A 22,446-nucleotide genomic window follows, 5' to 3' on the forward strand; every position below is an offset into this window, starting at 1 on the left:
TCTCACACTGCAAAATTTTACATTTTAACAAACCCACAAAAATATCGCACTAAACACAAAAGTGCGTTTTGAGCTGCTCGACAAGCAGGGCAAACCTTTTGCAAAAATTATTAAAATCTTAAATATTTAGTTTAAAATTATTATGCTAAAATTCGCCTTTTTAATTCGCCACATAGGAATCATAAATGATAAAAAAAATCTTAGGCAAAATCGTAGGGACGCGCAATGAGCGAATGTTAAAAGAATATCGCAAGAGATTAGAGAGCGTAAATGCGCTTGAATCACACTTTGAATCTTTAAGCGATTCGCAACTGCAAGAAGCATTCGCAAATCTCCGCGCCAAAACAAAAGCAGAATTTGAAAAAGTCGGCATTTCTGCGCTTGATAGCGCGTTGCCCGAATCTTTTGCAATCACACGCGAAGCATCAAAGCGCGTCTTAAAAATGCGGCATTTTGATGTGCAAATCATCGGCGGTATGGTGCTTCACGAGGGCAAAATCGCTGAAATGAAAACAGGCGAGGGCAAAACGCTTGTGGCAACCCTTGCAGTTGCGCTAAATGCGATGATTGATAGGCAGGTGCATATCGTAACGGTAAATGATTATTTGGCAAAGCGCGATGCAAGTGAAATGGGCGTTTTGTATGAGTTTTTGGGCTATAAAGTCGGCGTAATCACAGGCGAAGAGCGCGATGATGAGAGCAAAATGGCACAATATGAGTGCGATATAATCTATGGCACAAATAATGAATTTGGATTTGACTACCTGCGCGACAATATGAAGTTTAGCTTAAAAAATCAATTTCAAAAAGAGCATTTTTTTGCCATTGTCGATGAAGTGGATTCGATTTTAATTGATGAGGCGCGAACGCCTTTGATTATCTCAGGACCTGCGAATCGCAAGTTAGAAAACTACGGACTTGCGAACTCTGTGGCATTAAAGCTAGTCAAAGACACGGATTTTAGCGTAGATGAGAAAAATCGCGCCATTATGATTAGCGAATCTGGCATAAAAAAAGCCGAAGAATTATTCAAAGTCGAAAATCTCTATAATATCGAAAATGCCGCACTAGCGCACCATTTAGACCAAGCGTTGAAGGCAAATTATTTGTTTTTAAAGGACAAAGATTATGTCGTGCGGGACAATGAAGTCGTAATCGTAGATGAATTTACGGGGCGATTGAGCGAGGGACGGCGATTTAGCGAGGGATTGCACCAAGCTATCGAAGCAAAAGAAATGGTTGATATTAGAGAAGAAAGCCAAACTTTGGCTGACATCACATTTCAAAATTATTTTAGAATGTATGAAAAGCTATCAGGTATGACAGGCACGGCGCAAACAGAGGCAAGCGAGTTTTTGCAAATCTATAAACTTGATGTTGTCTCAATCCCCACAAATGTCCCAAATATCCGCAATGATTACAATGATTTGATTTTCAAAAGCGAAAAAGAAAAATTTGATGCCGTTTGCAAACAAGTAATCTCCCTTCACAAAAAGGGAGTGCCGATTTTGATAGGGACTGCGAGTATTGAAAAAAGCGAAAAACTCCACGAGTTGCTTAAAAAAGCGCGAATCCCACACAATGTCCTAAATGCCAAAAATCACACGCAAGAAGCCGAAATCATCAAAGACGCAGGGAAATTAGGCGTGGTTACGATTGCTACAAATATGGCTGGGCGCGGTGTGGATATAAAAATAGAGGATTGCGTTCGTGAATTGGGCGGACTTTTTATTATCGGCACAGAACGCCACGAATCACGGCGAATCGACAATCAGCTTAGAGGACGAAGCGGACGGCAGGGCGACCCGGGCGCAAGTCAATTTTATTTGAGTTTGGAAGATTCGCTGTTGCGAATCTTTGGTAGCGACAAAATTAAGGGCGTTATGGAAAAATTGGGCTTAAAAGATGGCGAACATATCGAATCGGGCTTTATCACGCGCTCCATTGAAAATGCGCAAAAAAAGGTTGAAAATCTCCACTTTGAATCGCGCAAACATATCTTAGAATACGATGATGTCGCAAATGAGCAACGCAAACTCATCTATCAATTTCGCAATCGCTTGTTAGATGAAAACTACGATTTGAGCCACAAAATCGCGGAGGATAGGGAATTTGCATTAGATAATATTTTGGGCAATTTGACTAGCTTGGAGAGCGGAAATGTAGAGGATTATGATGCACTTCAATCGCAAATCGCGGAAAATTTTGGAGTGGCAATTCAAAATATTGTGCAAGATTCGAGCCTAAATGATTTAAGAGAGCAGATTTTGGCGCAGATAAAGAGCGATTACGAATCCAAAATGAGCGTCGCAGAACAAAGGGGCGAAATTGAGCGAATCATCTATTTGCAAGTGCTTGATAACGCGTGGAGAGAGCATTTGTATGTGATGGACAACCTAAAAACGGGCATTGGACTGCGCGGATACAATCAAAAAGACCCGCTTGTAGAGTATAAAAAGGAAAGCTACAATCTATTTTTGGAGCTAAAAGATAGCCTAAAAATGGAGAGTGCGAAAATGATTCATATCATCAAACTTCGCGCAAAAAGCGATGAGGACGAGGAAAGAGCGCGAAAAATGTTAGAATCTATGGAGTCGCAAAATGACAATGTCGAATTTAACAAAGACAATGATAGCGCGACAAATGCGAAACTAACGCCCATTCGCTCCAAAAAAATCGCACGAAATGACCCTTGCCCGTGCGGAAGTGGTAAGAAATATAAGTTGTGCCACGGGAAGAGCGGACCGAAAATTGGAGAATTAGCAAAATGAGTCGTTTTTGGGGCAATTCGTCTTTGGGTATGCAATTTCGCACTTGTGAAAATTTTGGGGATTTCGCAGACACCAAGTCTAGTCTCAACCCCCAAAATTTTCACAAATACAAAAGCCATACCGCAAATACTAGAATTGTTTTAAAATACTATAAATCGCAGAATCTAAAATTTAAAAATAAACGCGGAAGTAGCTTTAGACAAGTTCGTGGGTTGCGAAGCCACGAGCAAGGAAATAAGACTGATTGTCTATTGACGAAGCGAGTGGCGAGACTCCCGCGAAATTGTCAAAGATACAACACACAAAGGCTCTCCCTTGCTTTTTAGATTTTTAGTCTCCAAATATCTGCGCTTTGACAAAACGCAACCATTCATTTCTATCACGGCACTTTTGGCGTTTTTGGGCGTGGGCGTGGGGATTATGGTGCTAATTGTGGCGATGGCGATTATGGAGGGTATGATTCGCCACTTTGAAGAGCGACTTTTTGTGATGAATTATCCGCTTACGATTTTTGCAACGCAACGAAACGCCGTAGATTCAGCACTTTTGGCGAATTTAGAATCCAAATTTCCACACCTTAAATTCTCCCCTTATGTCCGCTCACAAGGCGCGGTAAAATTGGGTAGCAACCTAAATGCAGGGCTTATCTTTGGCATTGATTTTAAGCGTGAAATTGCGATAAACAAAGTCCTGCGCGAAAAAAACGAAAATTTAGACTTCACCAAAAATTCTATCATTTTAGGCGAACGAGCCATTAGAAACTCCGCATTTAACACCACGCTAAATTCCGCGCCTGTGGGCATTGGCTCAAAAGTAACGATTATTTTCACGCAACTTCAAGCAAGTGGATTGTCGCTAATGCCCCAAATGCGCCGTTTTTCTCTTGATGGCACATTTAGCTCTGGGCTAAATGCCTACGATGAGGGCTATATGTATATGGATATTGGCGAGTTGCAAAAGATTCGCGGGGTGGATTCGCGCGTGTATGATGGCATTCATATCTATTCGGCAAATCCCACGCAAGATATTGAATCGCTTCGCTCCGCCCTGCCACAAGGCGCAAGTATCGTGGGCTGGTGGCAACAAAATGGCAACTTTTTTAGCGCGATTGCGCTTGAAAAACGCGCCCTTTTCATCGTGCTAATGCTTATCATCATAATGGCGTCTCTAAATATCATCAGCTCTCTTATGATGGTAATAATGACGCGTAGGCGCGAAATTGCGCTACTTTTATCGCTTGGCGCAAGTAAGCGCGACATTCAAGCGACATTTTTTTGGTTAGGCAATGTCATTGGTTTTAGCGGGATTGTCTTTGGGGCGATTTTGGCGGGTGTGGTGCTGTTGCTACTATCGACATTCCCCATAATCTCACTCCCCGCCGATGTCTATGGTAGCTCCAAACTGCCCCTCTATTTATCGCTAATCGACTTTGCGATGATAATTTTTGGCGGTGTGCTTGTCGTTTTGGCGTCATCGTTTTATCCTAGTCGCAAAGCCGCGCAAATCAATCCTTTGGCAACTTTGCGAAGCGAGTAGATTCTGCGAATTGCTATTTTTGGCGCGAGATTCTGCGATTTTATGTTTTTTGCGCGAGATTCTGCGATTTTATGTAAAATCTCGCATATTTCGCAGAATCTAGGGGCAGATTCTGCGCTAAATTTAAATATTTTTCGCTAAACTTGCAAACTTCTTTAAAAAGGATGGGGAAATGTTTTCAAAAATTCTAATCGCAAATCGTGGCGAAATCGCCGTTAGAATCATTCGCGCGTGTAGGGACTTGCATATTCATAGCGTGGCGATTTACTCTCGCGCTGATTGCGATTCGCTACACATTAAGATGGCAGATGAGAGCTATGAAGTCAGCACAGACGCGCTAAAAGCGTATTTGGACGGCGATGCGATTATCGATATTGCCTTGTCTTGCGGGGCGGAGGCGATTCACCCGGGATATGGATTTTTAAGCGAAAACGCCGAGTTTGCTAGAAAAGTCAAAGAAGCGGGGCTTGTGTGGATTGGACCTAGTCACAGCGTGATTGCCAAAATGGGCGATAAAAACGCCGCGCGGGAGCTTATGAAGGCAAATGGTATCCCTATCGTGCCCGGCACTGAGCCACTAAATTCGCACACTATCGATGAAATCAAAATCATCGCAAACAAAATCGGCTATCCTGTGATTTTAAAGGCGAGTAATGGTGGCGGTGGGCGCGGGATTCGCGTGGTGCGAGGCGATAATGAGATTTTGGAAAATTTTGCGGCTTGCAAACGCGAGGCGATGATATTTTTCAAAAATGATGAAGTTTTTATGGAAAAATATATCGAAAATCCTAGACACATCGAGTTTCAAATCATCGGCGATAATTACGGCAATATCGTGCATTTATTAGAGCGCGACTGCTCCATTCAACGCCGTCATCAAAAGCTAGTTGAGATTGCGCCTAGCCCTACGATGAGCCTAGATTTACGGCGTAAAATGGGCGCGGTTGCAGTGGCAGCAGCAAAGGCGGCAGGGTATTCAAACGCAGGGACGATTGAATTTTTGGTTGATGAGCTGAATAACTTTTATTTTATGGAGATGAATACGCGCATTCAAGTTGAGCACGGCATTACAGAGGAAATCACAAATTTTGATTTAATCGGACGGCAGATTCGTTGCGCGGCAGGGGAGATTTTGGATTTGAATCAAAGCGATATTTCTCATCAAGGCTACGCGATTGAGGCGCGAATCAACGCCGAAGATGTCGCAAATGACTTTATGCCCTGCCCGGGCAAAATCACGGCGTATTATCCCGCACTAGGACCTTTTGTGCGAATCGACAGCGCGGTTTATAAGGATTATGTGATACCTTCAAATTATGATTCGATGATTGCAAAGCTCATCGTCCGCGCTAGTAGCTATGATTTGGCGGTAAATAAGCTCATTCGTGCGTTAGAGGAATTTAAGATTCGCGGTATCAAAACCACAATCCCATTTTTGCTAAATATCGCGCGGGACAAGGACTTTCGCAAGGGCAATTTTGATACTTCGTATTTGGAAAACAAAATGCAAGAGCTTATGCCAAGTGAGAGCGTAAATAACGATGACATTGTCGTAGCAATCGCCACCGCTATCGCAACTCAAGCTGGGTGGTAAAATATGTCAAAACACAGCTTTACAAAAACGGCATTTGCCATTTTTCTCACGGGGGGGGGGATTTTAGGTTTTTTAAATGCCACTGAATTGCGCGATATTTGCACGAATACACAATGCAACTTAAGCGTTGCTGATGTAACAAATAATGGCGATTTTTCTACTAAAGTAATAAATCTTACAGGCAATGTTAGCACTTTTATAAACTATGGCAATATCAAAACAACTGATAGTATAAGCATTTATTGGAATGGTGGAGAAATGGCAAATTTTATCAATTATGGCACAATGAGCGGTGCTATCGCTGGAAGCAGAAAAAATCCTAGTTATATTATTATGAGCGTTACAAATTACGGCATTATGGGCGGAATCAGCACAGAATACGGCTCTACGGACATAATCATTGATAATCGTGGCATAATAAATACATTTACTGATTATGGAAACACTTATCACTTTGCTGGAGGCAATGGATATAGTATGATTTTTAAAAACTACGCAATGATTATTGATGAATCGCAAACGACATTTAACGCTTTTAGGCAACTAACATTCGGAGAGAAAAATAACTCACACATTGTGCTACGATATGGAATGGGATATTATCGATTCGCCGATTCAAACTCGAAAATTATTTTGGATTTTGGAAACAATTTTGAGATTGGCAAAGAATATTCACTAGATAAAATAGTCGTTATAAATAATAGCACAAATAAGCCAAATGCCGATAAAAACGGCAATAAATGGAATATTGATTTTGATAGATTAACCACTCGAAGTAGCCTTTATCAGCTAAAACAAAGTGGCAATAACTTCATCGTAACCATTGATACAGCAAATAGTGAAATAGGCACTTTATATAAAAGCAATATTCGCACGATGAATAATTTTGATTTGATAAGCAATGCGATGATTTATCCGCATAAATACAAAGGCACGAATCGCACGACAAGAAAACGCATAATTCGCCGAGTGCGAAAAACAGCAAATTTGTTTGATACTAACCAAACTCGTCATACTGAGCGAAGCGAAGTATCCAAAACACACGAATCTAATGAAATAGCCGAAACAATGACAAAAAATAGAATCGCAAAAGATAAAATCAAAGATTTAGCATTAGATTCAAATTCACAATCTTTGCAAGATTCACAAGATTCACGCATTGATTCATCTTTGCAACAGAACGATTCAAGTGATTTTGCGTCTAATGATTTGGATTCTTCGCTCACTTTGTTCGCTCAGAATGACGAATCGTTATTTGATTTAGTTAAATCCAATGACACATTCTTTTATAAAAATAACTCCACCGATTCAACGAATCAAGCGAATCAAACAAATAATCGCCGTGCAGTTAGAAATCCAAGCACGAATCTAAATACAAATTCAAACTACTACTTCATTCTAACCCCCTTTGTAAATCACAACTATTTCTTTGAATCAGGGCGTTATAATTTGAGTGGTTTAGAATATGGATTCGTTACAGCATTTAGTGGTAAGCTAAATAATAGCAATTCGTTAGGCACTCATTTCGTATTTAGCTATGCGAATCTTAATGACAAAGATGATTCGATATTCAACATAACTTCTATGAATCTAAATTTAGGTTTAAATTATAAATTAGATTTAATCTATGCAATGTATTTAAAAGTTAGGATTGATGGATATTATTTCTTAAATGAAGTGAAATCCATAGCTATTAGAGATAAGATTAAACCAAATACTATTGGATTTGGTGGTAGTATCTATTATGGTAAGGATTGGGATTTCAATAATTATGGATTGTTAGGATTAAGTGGTGGATTAGATTATAAGGGATTGTATGCAAATGAATTTATTATGAGCAATATGGCAGATTCAAGTGTATTTGAGAAATATAATAAGCAACTTTATAATTTATTATATTTGGATTTGGCAGTGGATTATAATAAATACTTTAATACAAGTGTAGGGCGTTGGGGATTAAATACCAAACTTGGCATAAAGGGTAATATTACTAATAATGCCCTGTCTAAATCAAAAGTCTTTTTAAGCAATAATAGAAGCGTAGATATGATAGTAGATAATGACAAAGTGTTAGGCTATGCAAATATAAGTGGTAGCTATGTGCTAAATACAAAAGATTTTGATATGGAGTTTAGTTTGGCATATTATGGTAACTTTGGAGATAGAGTGATGAGTAATGGCGGAGGATTCGAGTGGAGAGTGAATTGGTAGGGCAATTTGTTCTGGGGTATGCAATTCACACGAAGTTCGCCCCATTGCGTCGTCAATAGACCGCCAAGTCTTATTTCCTAGCAAACGGGGCAAACTTCGTGCAAAGCCACACCGCCATTACTTCGATTGTTTGAAAGACACAAATCGTAGAATCTAAAAAAATTGTCATTGCGAGGCAGTTTGAGCGATAGCGAAAACAACGAAGCAATCCAAAATAAAAATTAAACAGACATAGATTGCCACGAAAATGCTACGGATTTTTTCGCAATGACGGAATAAATAACACAGATTCTGCAAATCAAACAAAAAAACGCAAAATCTAGCGTGAAAATATATTAGATTCTGCGAAATCTATCCTAAAAAAAAGGAAACAAATTTTTATAAATTTGCGGTTTTTGCTTGATTTGGTATTGACATTTGAATGAATTTTTTACTAGAATTTCGCCTCTTTTAGAAATTAGGCTTTTGCCTTTTCAAGGATTTAAAAATATGGAAAAAATGCGACTAAAACTAAAGGCTTACGACCACAGAGTGCTTGATAGGTCGGTTGGCTCGATTGTAGAGACTGCGAAACGCACGGGTTCTGAAATCATCGGTCCTATCCCACTCCCTACAAGGAAGCGAAAATACACCGTCTTGCGCTCTCCGCATATCAACAAAGATTCGCGTGAGCAATTTGAAATGCGAATCCACAGCAGAATCATAGACATTATGTCCGCTACGCCAGATACGGTTGATAGCCTTATGGGGCTTGATTTAGCACCCGAAGTGGAAGTCGAAGTAACCTTTATAAATTAAGGATTTAAAAAATGGAATTTGTTGTAGAAAAAATCGGTATGAGTAGGACGCTAGGCGAGAAAAGCCAAGCCGTTACGCTACTAAAAATCGTAGATTCAAAGGTGTGTGAGTTGCTAGAAAATGGCAAGGCAATCGTGGCATACAAAAAAGGCAAAGCGTTCAATAAGCCACTAGCAGGGCAACAAAAGAAATATAATATCACCAAAGAATTTAATCGATTCGCAACTTTGAGCGTAGCAAACAAAGAAGTAGGCAATTTGGATTTGAGCGGATTGGAGAGTGCGAAGCGTGTAAAAGTGTCCTTTAAAACCAAAGGGCGCGGATATAGCGGGGTAATGAGACGATGGAATTTTCAAGGCGGTCCTGCGGCGCACGGCTCACGCTTTCATCGCGCTCCCGGTTCGATTGGTAATAGAGAGTGGCCCGGACGCGTCCAAAAGGGCAAAAAAATGGCTGGACATTACGGCGATGAGCTAGTGAGCGTTCAAAATGAAGTTTTGTCCTTTGATAAAGAAAATGCGATTCTTGTGCTAAAAGGCTCAAGTGCGGGTTATGATGGCGCATTTGGGCGAATCCAAATTATCAAATGAGATTCATAAAAAGGGATTAGAGATGAGTAAGGCAATAATTTTAGACAAAGATTTTAAGAAATCCGCTGACATTGCACTCCCTAGTGCTTATGCGGAAATCAAAGAGCATAATTTATATTTGTATGTCAAATCATATTTGGCATCTTTGCGCCTAAATAGCGCAAAAGCAAAGACTAGGGGCGAAGTTAGTGGCGGTGGCAAAAAGCCGTGGAGTCAAAAAGGTGGCGGACGCGCTAGGGCTGGGAGCATTACTTCGCCTGTATTTGTCGGCGGTGGCGTTTCACACGGACCAAGCAATAATCGCAACTATGATATCAAAATCAACAAAAAGCAAAAAAAACTTGCGCTAAATTACGCACTTTATCAAAAGGCGGTTGAAAATAAGCTCTTTGTGGTAGATTCGCTTGATGTGAAAAGTGGCAAAACAAAGGATGCTTTTAAGATTTTTAAAAGCCTAAATGAGCGCAACGCGCTGTTTGTAACGGCAAGTAATAGCGATGAGACTTTTTTGGCGTTTAGAAATTTGCAAGATTGCTATTTGGTGGATTTAGATGAAGTCAATGCTTATTTAATCGCGGTTTTTAAATGCGTAGTCATCGAAAAATCAGCGTTTGATGAGCTTATAAAAGGTGGTAAATAATGGCAGATATAACAGATATTAAATCAATTTTATATACCGAAAAGTCCCTAAGTCAGCAAGAGAGTGGCATTATCGTAGTGCAAACTGCCACAAATGTCAGCAAAAATCAACTACGCGCTCTTTTTAATGAATATTTTGGATTTAACCCTTTGCGAATCAATTCTTTGCGACAAAGTGGCAAAGTGAAGCGATTTCGTGGCGTAAAAGGCGCAAGAGCGGATTTTAAGAAATTCTATGTCAAAGTGCCAGAGGGCGCGAAAATAGAATCGCTAAAAGTATAATTTAAAGGACAAAAGAAATGGCTATCAAAACCTATAAACCCACAACGCCAAGTAGGCGTTTTATGACAAGCCTTAGCTCAAATGATATTACCGCAAAGGCTAGTGTGCGCTCTTTGCTTAAAAAGCTAAAAGTAACCGCAGGACGCAACAACAACGGACGAATCACTTCACGCCACAAAGAGGGCGGGGCAAAAAAGTTGTATCGAATCATTGACTTTAAGCGTAACAAGCTAAATATCGATGGCATTGTCAAAGCAATCGAATACGACCCATTTAGAAATTGCCGAATCGCGCTTATTTGCTATGCGGACGGCGAAAAGCGATATATTTTGCAGCCAAATGGGCTAAAAGTTGGCGATAAGATTGTAGCGGCAAATGATGGCATAGATGTCAAAGTCGGCTATTCGATGAAGTTAAAGGCAATCCCATTAGGTAGCATTATCCACAATATCGAAATTTATCCCGGAGCTGGTGGGCAAATCGCTAGAAGCGCGGGAGCGAGTGCGCAACTTATGGGGCGTGAGGGCAAATACTCTATCATTAAAATGCCAAGTGGCGAGATGAGATATATTTTAGAAGAATGTCGTGCTACAATCGGTAGCATAGGCAATGAGGATTATATCAATATTTCGTTAGGCAAAGCGGGTAGGGCGAGGCATTTGGGGATTCGCCCACAAACGCGTGGTAGCGCGATGAACCCTATTGACCACCCACACGGCGGTGGCGAGGGCAAAACAGGCTCTAGCGGACACCCTGTTTCGCCTTGGGGAACTCCAGCAAAAGGCTATAAAACAAGGCGTAAAAAACCTAGCGATAGACTAATAATTTCAAGAAGGAAAAAATAATGGCAAGGTCGATTAAAAAAGGTCCATTTGTTGATGATTATTTGGTAAAAAAAGTGGCAAAGGCAAAAGAGAGCAAGGATAACAAGCCCATTAAAACTTGGTCGCGCAGAAGCACGATTACGCCTGAAATGATAGGGCTAACTTTCAATGTCCATAACGGCAGGGCGTTTGTGCCTGTGTATATCACCGAATCGCATATCGGCTATAAACTTGGCGAGTTTGTGCTGACAAGGACATTTAAAGGGCATAAAGGCACCGTGCAAAAGAAAATAGGCAAATAGTAGGGAGAAAAAATGAGCAAAGCATTATTAAAATACATTAGACTATCGCCCATAAAAGCGCGACTTATCGCAAGGGAGATTCAAGGAATGAATGCGGAGTTGGCATTAGCGACTTTGGAATTTGCCCCAAATAAAGCAGCGCGGGTGATTTATAAGGTTTTGGCGTCCGCTGTTGCTAATGGCAATTATGACGCACAAAGCGTGATTGTGAAATCTTGCAGAATTGACGCCGGTCCTGTGCTTCGCAGAATGTCGCCACGCGCAAGAGGTAGGGCAAATATGATTCGCAAACCCACAGCACACATTTTGGTAGAAGTGGCAACTGAAAGCGAGATTGCCAAAGCCAAAATCGCAGAATCCACCAAAAAATCAAAAATCGCAGAATCTAAAAAAACAAATAAAAAAGCAGATTCTGCGCCAAAAAGCGTAAAATCTAATAAAAACGCAGAATCTAATAAAAACGCAGAATCTAGCAAATCCAAAGATTCTGCGAAAGTTTCAAAAACAGCTTCAAAAGCAAAAGATTCTGCGCCAAAAGATTCTGCGAAAATCGCAGAATCTAAACCAAAAAGCACCGCAAAAGCAACTAAAAATAAAGATGAGGATAAGTAAATGGGACAAAAAGTCAATCCAATCGGGCTTAGATTAGGTATCAATAGAAATTGGACTTCGAGGTGGTTTCCATCACAAAAAGTTACGATTCTAAACATTGGCGAGGATTATAAGATTCGCAAATTTATCAAAAAAGAGCTTTATTACGCGGGGATTAGCGAGATTATCATCGAGCGCACCACAAAGAAAATCAAAATCACCGTAAGTGCGGCGCGCCCGGGGCTAATCATAGGCAAAAAAGGCGCAGATATCGAAAAAGTAAAAGAGTCTCTTAAAAAATTAGTCCAAAAAGATGTCGCCATAAATATTAGAGAAACAAAAAAACCGCAATCAAACGCGCAGTTAGCCGCTGAAAATGTCGCTATGCAATTAGAGCGCAGGGTTGCATTTAGACGCGCTATGAAAAAAGTAATGCAAAGCGCGATGAAATCGGGCGCAAAAGGCATAAAAGTCAAAGTCGCTGGGCGTTTAGCAGGGGCTGAAATGGCTAGGACAGAATGGTATATGGAGGGCAGAGTGCCACTTCATACGCTTCGTGCGAAAATCGACTATGGATTCGCGGAGGCGATGACGACTTTTGGGATTATCGGCGTTAAGGTTTGGATTTTCAAAGGCGAGATTTTGCAAAAGGGAATCCAAGCAGAGAAAAAAGACTCCGAAGTTGAAGTCCGCAAAAAACGAGCGAGATAAGTTAAAGAGAGGAAAAAGCTATGTTAATGCCTAAAAAGACAAAATATAGAAAGCAAATGAAAGGGCGCAATCGTGGCAAAGCTACGCGTGGCAGTAAAATCGCATTTGGCGACATTGCGATAAAGGCTGTTGAGGCAGGGCGAATCGATTCGCGCCAAATCGAAGCGGCAAGGATTGCGATGACTAGGCATATCAAAAGGACGGGGAAGATTTGGATTCGCGTATTCCCCGATAAGCCAATCACCGCAAAACCACTTGAAACGCGTATGGGTAAAGGTAAAGGCGCGGTTGAAAAATGGGTTATGAATATCAAACCGGGTCGAATCATCTATGAAATGGTGGGCGTTGAGGAAAATTTGGCTAGGGCGGCTTTGGCACTAGCGCAAAGCAAACTTCCATTTAAAACAAAAATCATAACAAGCGAGAGTGAAAATGAAATCTACTGATGTGTTGAAATTTAAAGATATAAAAGACAAAGACATTAAAGAATTGCAGTCGCTTTTAAAAGAAAAAAAGCTCAAACTTTTTGAATTGCGATTGCAGTTAAAGACTATGCAACTAACGGATTTTGCGCAAATTTCGGTGGTTCGCAAAGAGATTGCGCGAATCAATACGGCGATTTCGGCAAAGAGTGCAAAATAAGCAAGGATAAGTTAAGATAAGGAAGTAAAAATGAGCGAGAAAAAATCTTTTAAACGGCTAATTCAAGGCAAAGTCATAAAGAAAAGTGGCGATAAAAGTTTTAGCGTATTGGTTGAGCGCAAGGTGCTTCACCCAAAATATCGCAAAATTGTAAAGCGATTCAAAAAATACATTATCCACGATGAGAATAATTCGTGCAAAGTGGGCGATGTGATTGAAGCAATCGAATGCAAACCCATCTCTAAAAACAAAGCATTCAAGCTAAATAAAACCATAAGCGCGGGAGTTGAGTAATGATTCAGAGTTTTACTAGAATGAATGTAGCCGATAATAGTGGCGCAAAAGAATTGATGTGTATTAAGGTTTTGGGCGGAAGTCATAGGCGATATGCGAGTTTGGGCGATGTTGTCGTGGCAAGTGTGAAAAAGGCGATACCAAATGGCAAAGTCAAAAAAGGCGATGTCGTAAAAGCCGTGATTGTCCGCACAAAAAAAGAGATTCATAGAGACAATGGCTCATCTGTTAGATTCGATGATAATGCTGCTGTGATTTTGGATGCCAAAAAAGAGCCAATCGGCACACGAATCTTTGGTCCTGTGGGCAGAGAAGTGCGCTATGCAAACTTTATGAAAATCGTTTCATTAGCACCAGAAGTGCTGTAAGTGAGGTAAGAGATGATTAAATTTGCTATCAAAAAAAATGATATGGTAAAGATTATCACAGGCGATGACAAGGGTAAAGAAGCGAAAGTTTTGCAGGTTTTGCCAAAAAAATCGCAAGTGATAGTTGAGGGTTGCAATGTCGTTAAAAAGGCGATTAAGCCAACCGATGACAATCCAAAAGGCGGATTCATCACAAAAGAGAAGCCCATTCATATCTCAAATGTTAAAAAGCTGTAAGGAAGTAGAATGTATCAATTAAAAGAGCTTTATGCAACGGAAATTAAGTCAAAGTTGATGAAAGAGTTTGATTTCAAAAATCCTATGCTTGTCCCCAAAATCGAAAAGATTGTGATAAGCGTGGGTGCGGGAGATTATGCCAAAGATGCGAAGATTATCCAAAATATCGCTGATACTATTTCGCTGATTGCTGGACAAAAGGCGATTATCACTCACGCCAAAAAATCTGTGGCAGGTTTTAAGATGCGCGAGGGAATGCCAATGGGCGTGAAAGTTACGCTTAGGGGCAAAAAAATGTTTAACTTTTTAGAAAAGCTAATCGTCATTTCTTTGCCACGAGTGAAGGACTTTCGTGGGATTCCACGCAATGGATTTGATGGCAGGGGCAATTACAACTTTGGGATTAAAGAGCAACTCATTTTCCCTGAAGTAGTGTATGATGACATTATGGTAACGCACGGAATGAATATTACGATTGTAACTTCGGCAAATAACGACAAAGAGGCATTTAAACTACTTGAATCGTTCGGTATGCCTTTTGCAAAAGGGAGATAAATATGGCAAAAAAATCAATGATAGCAAAAAACGGACGCAAGGCGAAATTTAGCGCACGAGCTTATAGCAGATGTCAGATTTGCGGACGCCCAAAATCTGTATATCGATATTTTAAACTATGCAGAGTTTGTTTGCGAAAAATGGGAAGCGAGGGCTTAATCCCCGGACTTCGCAAGTCTAGCTGGTAAGGAGATTCAAATGGTAAATGATATAATCGCAGATTCAATCACTAGGATTAGAAATGCGTCTATGAGGCGATTAGAGCATACGAATCTATACTATGCAAAAATTGTCGTCTCCATTTTGGCAGTTTTTAAGGCAAAGGGATTCATCAAAGATTATCGCGTGAATGACAAAAATGGCAAACAAAACATTACCGTGCTTTTGGGCTATGATGAAAATGGCAAGTCGCTAATTAGCGAATTAAGGCGTATTAGCAAACCCGGGCGCCGAATCTATAAGTCCCGCGATGAGTTAAAACGCTTTAAAAACGGCTATGGCACGATTGTAGTTAGCACGAGCAAAGGCGTGATTGCAAATGACGAAGCCTACAAAAATAATGTCGGCGGCGAAGCACTTTGCAGTATTTGGTAGGAGGAAGTTATGTCAAGAATTGGTAAGCAATCAATCACTATCCCAAAGGGCTTGGAAGTCGCAGTGCAAGGCTCTAAAATCATCTTTAAAGGTGCAAAAGCGCAAAAAGAGTTAGAGACACACAATCGCGTGAATATTTCGCTAAAAGATGGCGTTTTGAGCTTTGGGCTAAAAGATTCACAAAAAGGTTCAAAGGATGGTGCGAATTTAGAGGGACTAAATCTAAACGCATTTTGGGGGACTTATCGCGCTTTGGCGAATAATATCGTTATCGGGCTTACAAGTGGTTTTAGCAAACAGCTTGAAATTAACGGCGTGGGCTACAAAGCAGCGGTAAAAGGCAATATTTTGGAGCTATCTTTGGGCTTTTCGCACCCGATAAATTATGAGATTCCCAAAGGCGTGGAAGTTAATATTGACAAAAATATCATCACGCTAAAAGGCAATGATAAGCAACAAATCGGACAGATTGCATCTGAGATTCGTGCGTTTCGTCCGCCAGAGCCTTATAAAGGCAAGGGTGTGAAATATGTCGAAGAGACGATTTTACGCAAAGCCGGCAAAACAGCCAAAAAATAATGTGAGGTTAAAAAATGTTAGAAACAAACTTAAAACTTAAAAAGCGACTTACACAAAAGCGCAAAGCACGAGTTCGTGGGCGAATCGTGGGCGATTCAAGCACACCACGAGTTAGCATTTTTCGCTCAAATAAATATTTTTACGCACAAGCGATTGATGATTCGCGTGGATTCACACTAGCAAATGTCGATGGCAAAAAAATGGGCTTAAAAAACAACAAAGACGATGTGAAAAAACTAGCGCAATCTTTTGCCAAAAGCCTAAAAGACGCTGGAATTCAAAAAATCGTATTTGATAGAAACGGATATTTGTATCACGGCGTTGTGGCGAGTTTTGCGGATAGTTTGCGCGAAAATGGCATAGTTTTTTAAAGGATTTGGAAAATGGAAATAAATAAAGAAGAATTCAAAGAAGTAGTCGTAAATATCGGGCGCGTTACAAAAGTCGTCAAAGGTGGGCGCAGATTTCGCTTTAATGCTCTTGTTGTCGTAGGCAACGAAAAAGGGCTAGTGGGATTTGGGCTAGGCAAGTCAAAAGAAGTCCCTGATGCGATTCGCAAGGCAATCGATGATGCGTTCAAAAATATCATCAAAGTAAATATCAAAGGCACGACAATCGCCCACGACATAGAGCATAAATACAATGCAAGTCGCATTTTGCTTCGCCCCGCAAGTGAGGGGACAGGCGTGATTGCGGGTGGCTCTGCGCGTCCTGTGATTGAGCTTGCTGGGATTCGCGATATTTTGACAAAGTCGCTTGGTTCTAGCAACCCATACAATGTCGTCCGTGCGACTATCGATGCTTTAAGCAGAATCAAAGCATAAATAAATTTTAAGGACAGAGAAATGTTAGAGAGAATCAAACCAGCCAAAAATAGCGTAAAATCCATCAAAAGAGTAGGGCGCGGACAAGGTAGCGGTATGGGCAAAACTTCTACGCGTGGTGGCAAAGGACAAACTGCAAGGACAGGTTATAAGCAAAAAATCGGCTTTGAGGGCGGACAGCAACCGCTCCAAAGGCGATTGCCAAAAGTGGGATTTAAAAGTCGCGTAGAAAAACCACTTGTAATAAATGTCGATAAATCTGCAAAGATTGAATCTTTAAGCGAAATCACGATTCAATCTCTTAGAGAAATCTATGGCTTTTCGGCGCAAGTCAAAAAAGTCAAGTTAATTGGCAAGAAAGCAAAGGATTTTGCCCCAAAAATCAAAGATGAAAATGTCGCCACAAGTAGAATGCAAAACGCAGAATCTACTAACAAAAAAAACGCAGAATCTACCAAATCTAGCGTAAAAAACGCAGAATCTAAAAGCGATAAATAATGAACAAAACCATAATAAACAAAATTTTAATCACACTCGCATTTTTGTTGGCGTATAGGGTTTTGGCGTATGTAACCATACCCGGCGTTGATGCAGATGTGCTAAAACAATTTTTTGATAGCAACAAAAACAACGCGCTTGGGCTATTTAATATGTTTAGCGGACAAGCGGTGGAGCGATTTAGCATTATTTCGCTTGGCATTATGCCCTACATCACGGCGTCAATCGTTATGGAGCTACTTGCTGCCACTTTTCCAAATTTGGGCAAACTCAAAAAAGAGCGCGATGGTATGCAAAAATATATGCAAATCATTCGCTACGCCACAATCGCAATCACACTCGTTCAAGCCGTAAGCGTGTCAATCGGGTTAAAAGCATTGGAGGGCAATTATGGCAATGCGATTTTGATTGATAGCAATATGTTTGTGCTAATCTCTGCCGTCTCAATGCTTGCTGGGACAATGATGCTTATGTGGATTGGAGAGCAAATCACTCAGCGGGGCGTGGGCAATGGCATTAGTTTAATCATCTTTGCGGGGATTGTCGTTGGGATTCCATCAGCTATCGGGCAGACTTTTGATTCGATAAGCAAAGGCGAGATAAATATCATCGTTTCGCTTGTAATGCTTGCAGTGGTGCTTGGGACGGTTTTTATCATCGTATATATCGAGCTTGCCGAGCGGCGAATCCCCGTTAGCTACGCACGGAAAATCATTATGCAAAATCAAAACAAACGCATTATGAATTATATCCCTATCAAAATCAATTTAAGTGGCGTGATTCCGCCTATTTTTGCCTCTGCGGTGCTGATTTTTCCATCTACGATTTTGCAAGCATCTAGCAACAAAACTATGCTTGCCATTTCGGATTTTTTAAGCCCAAATGGTTATGCTTACAATGTGCTAATGTTTGTTTTGGTGGTGTTTTTTGCGTTTTTCTACTCATCAATCGTATTTAATGCCAAAGATATTTCGGAGAATCTCAAACGACAAGGCGGATTCATACCCGGGCTTCGACCGGGCGAGGGGACGGCAAATTTTCTAAATACCACCGCAAGTAATCTCACCTTTTGGGGTGCGATTTATTTGGCGTGTATTTCGACAATCCCTTGGATGGTGCTAAAAAGTGCGGGGATTCCCTTTGTCTTTGGCGGGACTGCGGTGCTTATTGTCGTGCAAGTGGCGATTGATACGATGAGGCGAATCGAAGCGCAGATTTATATGAATAAATACAAAACTTTGAGCGCGACAGGGTTATAATGGCTATCGCAATACGAAATAAAAAAGAGATTGATTTAATGAAAAAACCTAGTCGAATCGTAGCTGGTGCGCTAAATCTTGTGCGTGAAAATGCCAAAGAGGGCGTGAGTTTAGAAGAGCTAAATAATATCGCCGATGACTTCATACAATCAAAGGGCGCAAAAGCGTCATTTAAGGGGCTTTATGGATTCCCAAAAGCCATTTGCCTATCGGTAAATGAAGTCATAATTCACGGCATACCAGATTCATATAAGCTCAAAAATGGCGATATTTTGGGCGTAGATATTGGCGTAGAATGTGGCGGTTGGTTTGGCGATGGCGCGATTACTTGTGGCATCGGAGCGATTAGCAAGGCAGATGAAAAAGTCATTGATTGCTCCCGCTCCGTGCTTTTAAGCGCGATTGATAGCCTAAAAGTCGGTATGCGATTTAAAGAGTTAAGCAAATTGCTTGAAGACTCCATTATCGCACGGGGATTCGTGCCACTTCGCGGATTTTGCGGACACGGCATTGGCACTCGTCCGCACGAAGAGCCAGAGATACCAAATTTTTTAGAATTTGAGGCAAATCAAGGTCCAAAGATACGAAATGGTATGGTTTTTTGCATTGAGCCTATGGTTTGCCAAAAAAATGGCAATCCAAAGATTTTGGACGATAAATGGTCAGTTGTAGCAGAGGACGGGCTAAATGGCGCACATTACGAGCATACAATCGCAATGATAGATTCAAAGCCTGTGATTTTGACAGAGATTTGAGTTGCAAATCTAAATTTTAAGGGAGGTTTTATTTTGGGCGTTAGGCGCGATGATAAAGAAAAAAAGAAAAAGGCAAAAGATGATGTTATCGAGCTTTATGGCAAAGTCATTGAGGTTTTGCCAAATGCGACTTTTCGCGTGGGCTTGGAGAATGATTATATCGTCTTATGCCACATTGCAGGGAAGCTTAGAATGCACTATATACGAATCCTAACAGGCGATATAGTGAAGTTAGAGCTTACGCCTTATAGCATTGACAAGGGGCGAATCACTTTGCGCTACAAAAATGAGGACATTCAAAAAGAGCCAGAGTTGATTGAGATTCAAAAACGATTAGACGCAAAATATAAGTAGAATTTAAACTATGAAATTATATAATTTGCGTTTTTGATTCGTGAAATTTAAATTAAAGGAGAGAAAAAATGAAAGTTAGACCGTCGGTAAAGAAAATGTGTGATAAATGCAAAATTATCAAACGCAATGGAGTGATTCGCGTCATCTGCGTAACTCCAAAACATAAACAAAGACAAGGATAGAAAATGGCTAGGATTGCTGGTGTAGATTTGCCAAAGAAAAAACGCGTAGAATACGCGCTGACTTATATTTATGGCATTGGTTTGAAAAGTTCGCGGGATATTTTGAATGCAGTGGGATTGTCTTTTGATAAGCGCGTGAGCGATTTGAGCGAAGATGAAGTCTCCAAAATCGCCAAAAAGATTCAAGAGGGCTACATCGTAGAGGGCGATTTGCGTAAAAAAGTTACGATGGATATTAAGTCGCTTATGGAGATTGGGAGCTATCGTGGGATTCGCCATCGCAAGGGACTCCCTGTGCGCGGACAAACGACTAAAAACAACGCTAGAACCCGCAAAGGCAAACGCAAAACCATAGGTAGTAAATAAGGAGTAAGAATGGCAAAAGCAAATACAAAAGCGACAAACGCGAAAACGACAAAGCGAAAATCTGCTAAAAAAAGCATTGCAAAGGGCATTATCCACATTGCAGCAACTTTCAACAACACGGTTGTAACCATTAGCGATGAGATGGGCAATGTGCTTTGCTGGAGCACGGCTGGTGCGCTTGGATTCAAAGGTAGCAAAAAATCCACGCCCTACGCCGCACAGCAATCAGTCGAATCCGCGCTAATGAAAGCAAAGGAATTTGGCATAAAAGAAGTCGGCATTAAGATTCAAGGACCGGGCAGTGGGCGCGAAACCGCCGTAAAAAGCGTGGGTGCAGTTGAGGGCATAAAAGTGCTTTGGCTAAAAGATGTTACGCCACTGCCACATAATGGTTGCAGACCACCCAAACGAAGACGCGTATAAAAGGAGCATTCAATGGCACGATATTTAGGACCTGTGGAGAAATTAGAGCGAAGATTCGGTGTGAATCTTGATATGAAAGGCGAGAGACGATTGGCTGGAAAATGCGCCATCAACAAGCGCAAATACGGACCCGGACAGCACGGACAAAGTGGCGGAAAAATCAGCGATTATGGATTGCAGTTGCGCGAGAAGCAAAAAGCAAAGATTATGTATGGCATATCCGAGCGACAATTTAGGCTGATTTTCAATGAGGCGAATCGCATTGAGGGCAACACGGGAGAAAATCTCATTTCGCTTTTGGAGCGCAGACTTGATAATGTCGTATTTCGTATGGGCTTTGCCACTACGCGCAGATTCGCAAGACAGCTTGTTACGCACGGACATATTTTAGTCGATGGAAAGCGCGTAAATATCCCGTCCTTTGTGGTAAAAGCGGGACAAAAAGTTAGCGTCAAAGAAAAAAGCACAAACAACGCACAAATCAAGCGTTCTTTGGAGCTGACAAAGCAAACAGGAATCGTCCCTTGGGTAGATGTCGATGAAAACAAATGCTTTGGCATTTTCACACGCCTACCGCAAAGAGATGAAGTTGTGATTCCTATCGAAGAGAGACTAATTGTTGAGTTGTATTCTAAATAATTAAATTTTTAATTTACTAAGGTGGTGTTATGAAAACTATTAAAACTTTTCCTTTTGTGCCTACAAATATCGATGTAGAGCCAATTTCGCAAAATCGCGCTAAAATCTCCGCATATCCATTTGAGACAGGATATGGCATAACCATAGCCCACCCGATTCGCAGATTGCTTATGACTAGCTCTGTGGGCTATGCGATTATCGGCATTAAGATTGAGGGCGTTACGCACGAGTTTGATTCGATTCGCGGGATTACCGAAGATGTGTCGCTTTTTATTATAAATTTGCGCAAATTGCAGTTTGTAATCAAAAATCCCGACACAAATCAAGTCGTAGTGCATTACTCATTTTCAGGCGAAAAGATTCTGCTTGGCAATGATTTGAAAAATGACGAGGTTGAAGTAGTAAATAGCGATGTTTATCTCGCCACAATCAATGATGACGCGAAAATCAGCTTTTCACTCATCATAAACAAAGGCATAGGATTTGTGGCAAGTGAGGATATTCGCGGGACGATTTTAGATGGATTTATCCCGCTAGATGCGTATTTCACGCCTGTGAAAAATGTCCTTTATGAGATTGAAAATGTGCTTGTCAAAGATGACCCGACTTTTGAAAAAGTCATCTTTGATATTGAGACAGATGGGCGGTTGAGCGCGATTGAGGCGTTTAAAGATGCGATGAGCACTATGGATAATCAACTTAATATTTTTAGGTCGGAGTTAAAGATTGCAAGTAAAGTCACGCGCGAGGCAGAGGCAGAATCTGGCATAGATAAAGTGCTTTTGCAAAAGATTGACACGCTAAATTTCAGTGCGAGATGCTCAAACTGCCTTGATAAAAAAGGGATAAATTATATCGGCGAGTTAGTTTTGATGAAAGAGAGTGAGCTAAAAGATATTAAAAATTTAGGCAAACGCTCTTATGATGAGATTGTCGATAAACTAAAAGAAATCGGCTATGAAGTCGGCGCATTATTGCCAAACTCCACAAGAGAGGCGATTTTAAAAAAAATAAGCAAAGGAATGTAA

At 40.9% G+C, this 22,446-nt stretch carries 30 protein-coding genes and 3 pseudogenes; all 33 read left to right on the plus strand.

What is annotated here, in order from left to right; translation table 11 throughout:
* Window positions 1–185: 185 nt before the first annotated feature.
* On the plus strand, window positions 186–2,771 hold the full coding sequence (secA, locus tag ACWIUE_RS02670; RefSeq protein ID WP_454134635.1) for a preprotein translocase subunit SecA: 2,586 nt from the start codon (window positions 186–188) through the stop codon (window positions 2,769–2,771).
* Window positions 2,768–3,097 carry a hypothetical protein gene (locus ACWIUE_RS02675; RefSeq protein ID WP_454134636.1) on the plus strand — a complete coding sequence of 110 codons (330 nt, stop codon included), beginning with the start codon at window positions 2,768–2,770 and terminating at the stop codon, window positions 3,095–3,097. The genes secA and ACWIUE_RS02675 overlap by 4 nt, the downstream gene beginning before the upstream one ends.
* Window positions 3,087–4,307, plus strand: a complete 1,221-nt coding sequence (locus ACWIUE_RS02680; protein ID WP_454134638.1) for an ABC transporter permease — start codon at window positions 3,087–3,089, stop codon at window positions 4,305–4,307. The genes ACWIUE_RS02675 and ACWIUE_RS02680 overlap by 11 nt, the downstream gene beginning before the upstream one ends.
* Before the next feature lie 172 nt (window positions 4,308–4,479).
* Window positions 4,480–5,901 carry an acetyl-CoA carboxylase subunit A gene (locus ACWIUE_RS02685; RefSeq protein ID WP_454134640.1) on the plus strand — a complete coding sequence of 474 codons (1,422 nt, stop codon included), beginning with the start codon at window positions 4,480–4,482 and terminating at the stop codon, window positions 5,899–5,901.
* 3 nt (window positions 5,902–5,904) lie between these two features.
* Window positions 5,905–8,112, plus strand: a complete 2,208-nt coding sequence (locus tag ACWIUE_RS02690; RefSeq protein WP_454134641.1) for a hypothetical protein — start codon at window positions 5,905–5,907, stop codon at window positions 8,110–8,112.
* 489 nt (window positions 8,113–8,601) lie between these two features.
* Complete coding sequence (gene rpsJ, locus ACWIUE_RS02695) at window positions 8,602–8,910, plus strand: 30S ribosomal protein S10 (RefSeq protein ID WP_454134643.1); 309 nt, start codon at window positions 8,602–8,604, stop codon at window positions 8,908–8,910.
* A gap of 11 nt (window positions 8,911–8,921) precedes the next feature.
* Window positions 8,922–9,500: a 50S ribosomal protein L3 gene (rplC, locus tag ACWIUE_RS02700; RefSeq protein ID WP_454134645.1), complete on the plus strand. Its 579-nt coding sequence runs from the start codon at window positions 8,922–8,924 to the stop codon at window positions 9,498–9,500.
* A 22-nt stretch (window positions 9,501–9,522) separates the two neighbouring features.
* Window positions 9,523–10,140 carry a 50S ribosomal protein L4 gene (rplD, locus tag ACWIUE_RS02705; protein WP_454134976.1) on the plus strand — a complete coding sequence of 206 codons (618 nt, stop codon included), beginning with the start codon at window positions 9,523–9,525 and terminating at the stop codon, window positions 10,138–10,140.
* On the plus strand, window positions 10,140–10,421 hold the full coding sequence (locus ACWIUE_RS02710; RefSeq protein WP_454134647.1) for a 50S ribosomal protein L23: 282 nt from the start codon (window positions 10,140–10,142) through the stop codon (window positions 10,419–10,421). The genes rplD and ACWIUE_RS02710 overlap by 1 nt, the downstream gene beginning before the upstream one ends.
* A 17-nt stretch (window positions 10,422–10,438) precedes the next feature.
* Window positions 10,439–11,266 carry a 50S ribosomal protein L2 gene (rplB, locus tag ACWIUE_RS02715; RefSeq protein ID WP_454134649.1) on the plus strand — a complete coding sequence of 276 codons (828 nt, stop codon included), beginning with the start codon at window positions 10,439–10,441 and terminating at the stop codon, window positions 11,264–11,266.
* Complete coding sequence (gene rpsS / locus ACWIUE_RS02720) at window positions 11,266–11,547, plus strand: 30S ribosomal protein S19 (protein ID WP_454134651.1); 282 nt, start codon at window positions 11,266–11,268, stop codon at window positions 11,545–11,547. The genes rplB and rpsS overlap by 1 nt, the downstream gene beginning before the upstream one ends.
* Before the next feature lie 12 nt (window positions 11,548–11,559).
* Window positions 11,560–11,937 (plus strand): annotated as a pseudogene (gene rplV, locus ACWIUE_RS02725) (50S ribosomal protein L22); the annotation flags it as partial.
* Between the two features lie 222 nt (window positions 11,938–12,159).
* Window positions 12,160–12,849 carry a 30S ribosomal protein S3 gene (gene rpsC / locus ACWIUE_RS02730; RefSeq protein WP_454134652.1) on the plus strand — a complete coding sequence of 230 codons (690 nt, stop codon included), beginning with the start codon at window positions 12,160–12,162 and terminating at the stop codon, window positions 12,847–12,849.
* A 20-nt stretch (window positions 12,850–12,869) separates the two neighbouring features.
* Window positions 12,870–13,295 (plus strand): 50S ribosomal protein L16, encoded by a 426-nt coding sequence (gene rplP, locus ACWIUE_RS02735; RefSeq protein WP_454134654.1) that lies wholly within the window; start codon window positions 12,870–12,872, stop codon window positions 13,293–13,295.
* 4 nt (window positions 13,296–13,299) lie between these two features.
* Window positions 13,300–13,491 (plus strand): 50S ribosomal protein L29, encoded by a 192-nt coding sequence (gene rpmC, locus ACWIUE_RS02740; protein WP_454134978.1) that lies wholly within the window; start codon window positions 13,300–13,302, stop codon window positions 13,489–13,491.
* 30 nt (window positions 13,492–13,521) lie between these two features.
* Window positions 13,522–13,785, plus strand: coding sequence for a 30S ribosomal protein S17 (rpsQ, locus tag ACWIUE_RS02745; RefSeq protein WP_454134656.1), 264 nt, complete (start codon window positions 13,522–13,524; stop codon window positions 13,783–13,785).
* Window positions 13,785–14,153 (plus strand): 50S ribosomal protein L14, encoded by a 369-nt coding sequence (gene rplN, locus ACWIUE_RS02750; RefSeq protein WP_454134658.1) that lies wholly within the window; start codon window positions 13,785–13,787, stop codon window positions 14,151–14,153. Before rpsQ ends, rplN begins: the two co-directional genes overlap by 1 nt.
* 12 nt (window positions 14,154–14,165) lie before the next feature.
* Window positions 14,166–14,390 (plus strand): 50S ribosomal protein L24, encoded by a 225-nt coding sequence (gene rplX / locus ACWIUE_RS02755; RefSeq protein ID WP_454134660.1) that lies wholly within the window; start codon window positions 14,166–14,168, stop codon window positions 14,388–14,390.
* 9 nt (window positions 14,391–14,399) lie between these two features.
* The gene (gene rplE / locus ACWIUE_RS02760) at window positions 14,400–14,945 is read left to right on the plus strand and encodes a 50S ribosomal protein L5 (RefSeq protein ID WP_454134662.1); all 546 of its coding nucleotides are present in this window, start codon (window positions 14,400–14,402) and stop codon (window positions 14,943–14,945) included.
* A 2-nt stretch (window positions 14,946–14,947) separates the two neighbouring features.
* Window positions 14,948–15,133 carry a type Z 30S ribosomal protein S14 gene (locus ACWIUE_RS02765; protein WP_454134663.1) on the plus strand — a complete coding sequence of 62 codons (186 nt, stop codon included), beginning with the start codon at window positions 14,948–14,950 and terminating at the stop codon, window positions 15,131–15,133.
* 10 nt (window positions 15,134–15,143) lie between these two features.
* Window positions 15,144–15,539: a 30S ribosomal protein S8 gene (gene rpsH / locus ACWIUE_RS02770; protein ID WP_454134664.1), complete on the plus strand. Its 396-nt coding sequence runs from the start codon at window positions 15,144–15,146 to the stop codon at window positions 15,537–15,539.
* A 9-nt stretch (window positions 15,540–15,548) separates the two neighbouring features.
* Complete coding sequence (gene rplF / locus ACWIUE_RS02775; protein WP_454134666.1) at window positions 15,549–16,118, plus strand: 50S ribosomal protein L6; 570 nt, start codon at window positions 15,549–15,551, stop codon at window positions 16,116–16,118.
* Between the two features lie 14 nt (window positions 16,119–16,132).
* Window positions 16,133–16,489, plus strand: coding sequence for a 50S ribosomal protein L18 (rplR, locus tag ACWIUE_RS02780; RefSeq protein WP_454134667.1), 357 nt, complete (start codon window positions 16,133–16,135; stop codon window positions 16,487–16,489).
* A gap of 12 nt (window positions 16,490–16,501) precedes the next feature.
* Window positions 16,502–16,942: a 30S ribosomal protein S5 gene (gene rpsE / locus ACWIUE_RS02785; RefSeq protein ID WP_454134668.1), complete on the plus strand. Its 441-nt coding sequence runs from the start codon at window positions 16,502–16,504 to the stop codon at window positions 16,940–16,942.
* Between the two features lie 21 nt (window positions 16,943–16,963).
* Window positions 16,964–17,350: pseudogene (gene rplO, locus ACWIUE_RS02790) on the plus strand (50S ribosomal protein L15); the annotation flags it as partial.
* An 89-nt stretch (window positions 17,351–17,439) separates the two neighbouring features.
* On the plus strand, window positions 17,440–18,699 hold the full coding sequence (gene secY, locus ACWIUE_RS02795) for a preprotein translocase subunit SecY (RefSeq protein ID WP_454134670.1): 1,260 nt from the start codon (window positions 17,440–17,442) through the stop codon (window positions 18,697–18,699).
* A complete protein-coding gene (map, locus tag ACWIUE_RS02800; protein WP_454134672.1) occupies window positions 18,699–19,454 on the plus strand; it encodes a type I methionyl aminopeptidase in 756 nt (251 codons plus the stop codon). The genes secY and map overlap by 1 nt, the downstream gene beginning before the upstream one ends.
* Before the next feature lie 33 nt (window positions 19,455–19,487).
* Window positions 19,488–19,739: pseudogene (gene infA / locus ACWIUE_RS02805) on the plus strand (translation initiation factor IF-1); the annotation flags it as partial.
* 137 nt (window positions 19,740–19,876) lie between these two features.
* Window positions 19,877–19,990 (plus strand): 50S ribosomal protein L36, encoded by a 114-nt coding sequence (gene rpmJ, locus ACWIUE_RS02810; protein ID WP_454134674.1) that lies wholly within the window; start codon window positions 19,877–19,879, stop codon window positions 19,988–19,990.
* 3 nt (window positions 19,991–19,993) lie between these two features.
* Window positions 19,994–20,356, plus strand: coding sequence for a 30S ribosomal protein S13 (rpsM, locus tag ACWIUE_RS02815; protein WP_454134676.1), 363 nt, complete (start codon window positions 19,994–19,996; stop codon window positions 20,354–20,356).
* 9 nt (window positions 20,357–20,365) lie between these two features.
* Window positions 20,366–20,779, plus strand: coding sequence for a 30S ribosomal protein S11 (gene rpsK / locus ACWIUE_RS02820; RefSeq protein WP_454134678.1), 414 nt, complete (start codon window positions 20,366–20,368; stop codon window positions 20,777–20,779).
* 12 nt (window positions 20,780–20,791) lie between these two features.
* Window positions 20,792–21,418 (plus strand): 30S ribosomal protein S4, encoded by a 627-nt coding sequence (rpsD, locus tag ACWIUE_RS02825; protein ID WP_454134680.1) that lies wholly within the window; start codon window positions 20,792–20,794, stop codon window positions 21,416–21,418.
* Between the two features lie 29 nt (window positions 21,419–21,447).
* Complete coding sequence (locus ACWIUE_RS02830) at window positions 21,448–22,446, plus strand: DNA-directed RNA polymerase subunit alpha (RefSeq protein ID WP_454134682.1); 999 nt, start codon at window positions 21,448–21,450, stop codon at window positions 22,444–22,446.

The sequence above is a fragment of the Helicobacter sp. 23-1045 genome, from assembly GCF_053654655.1.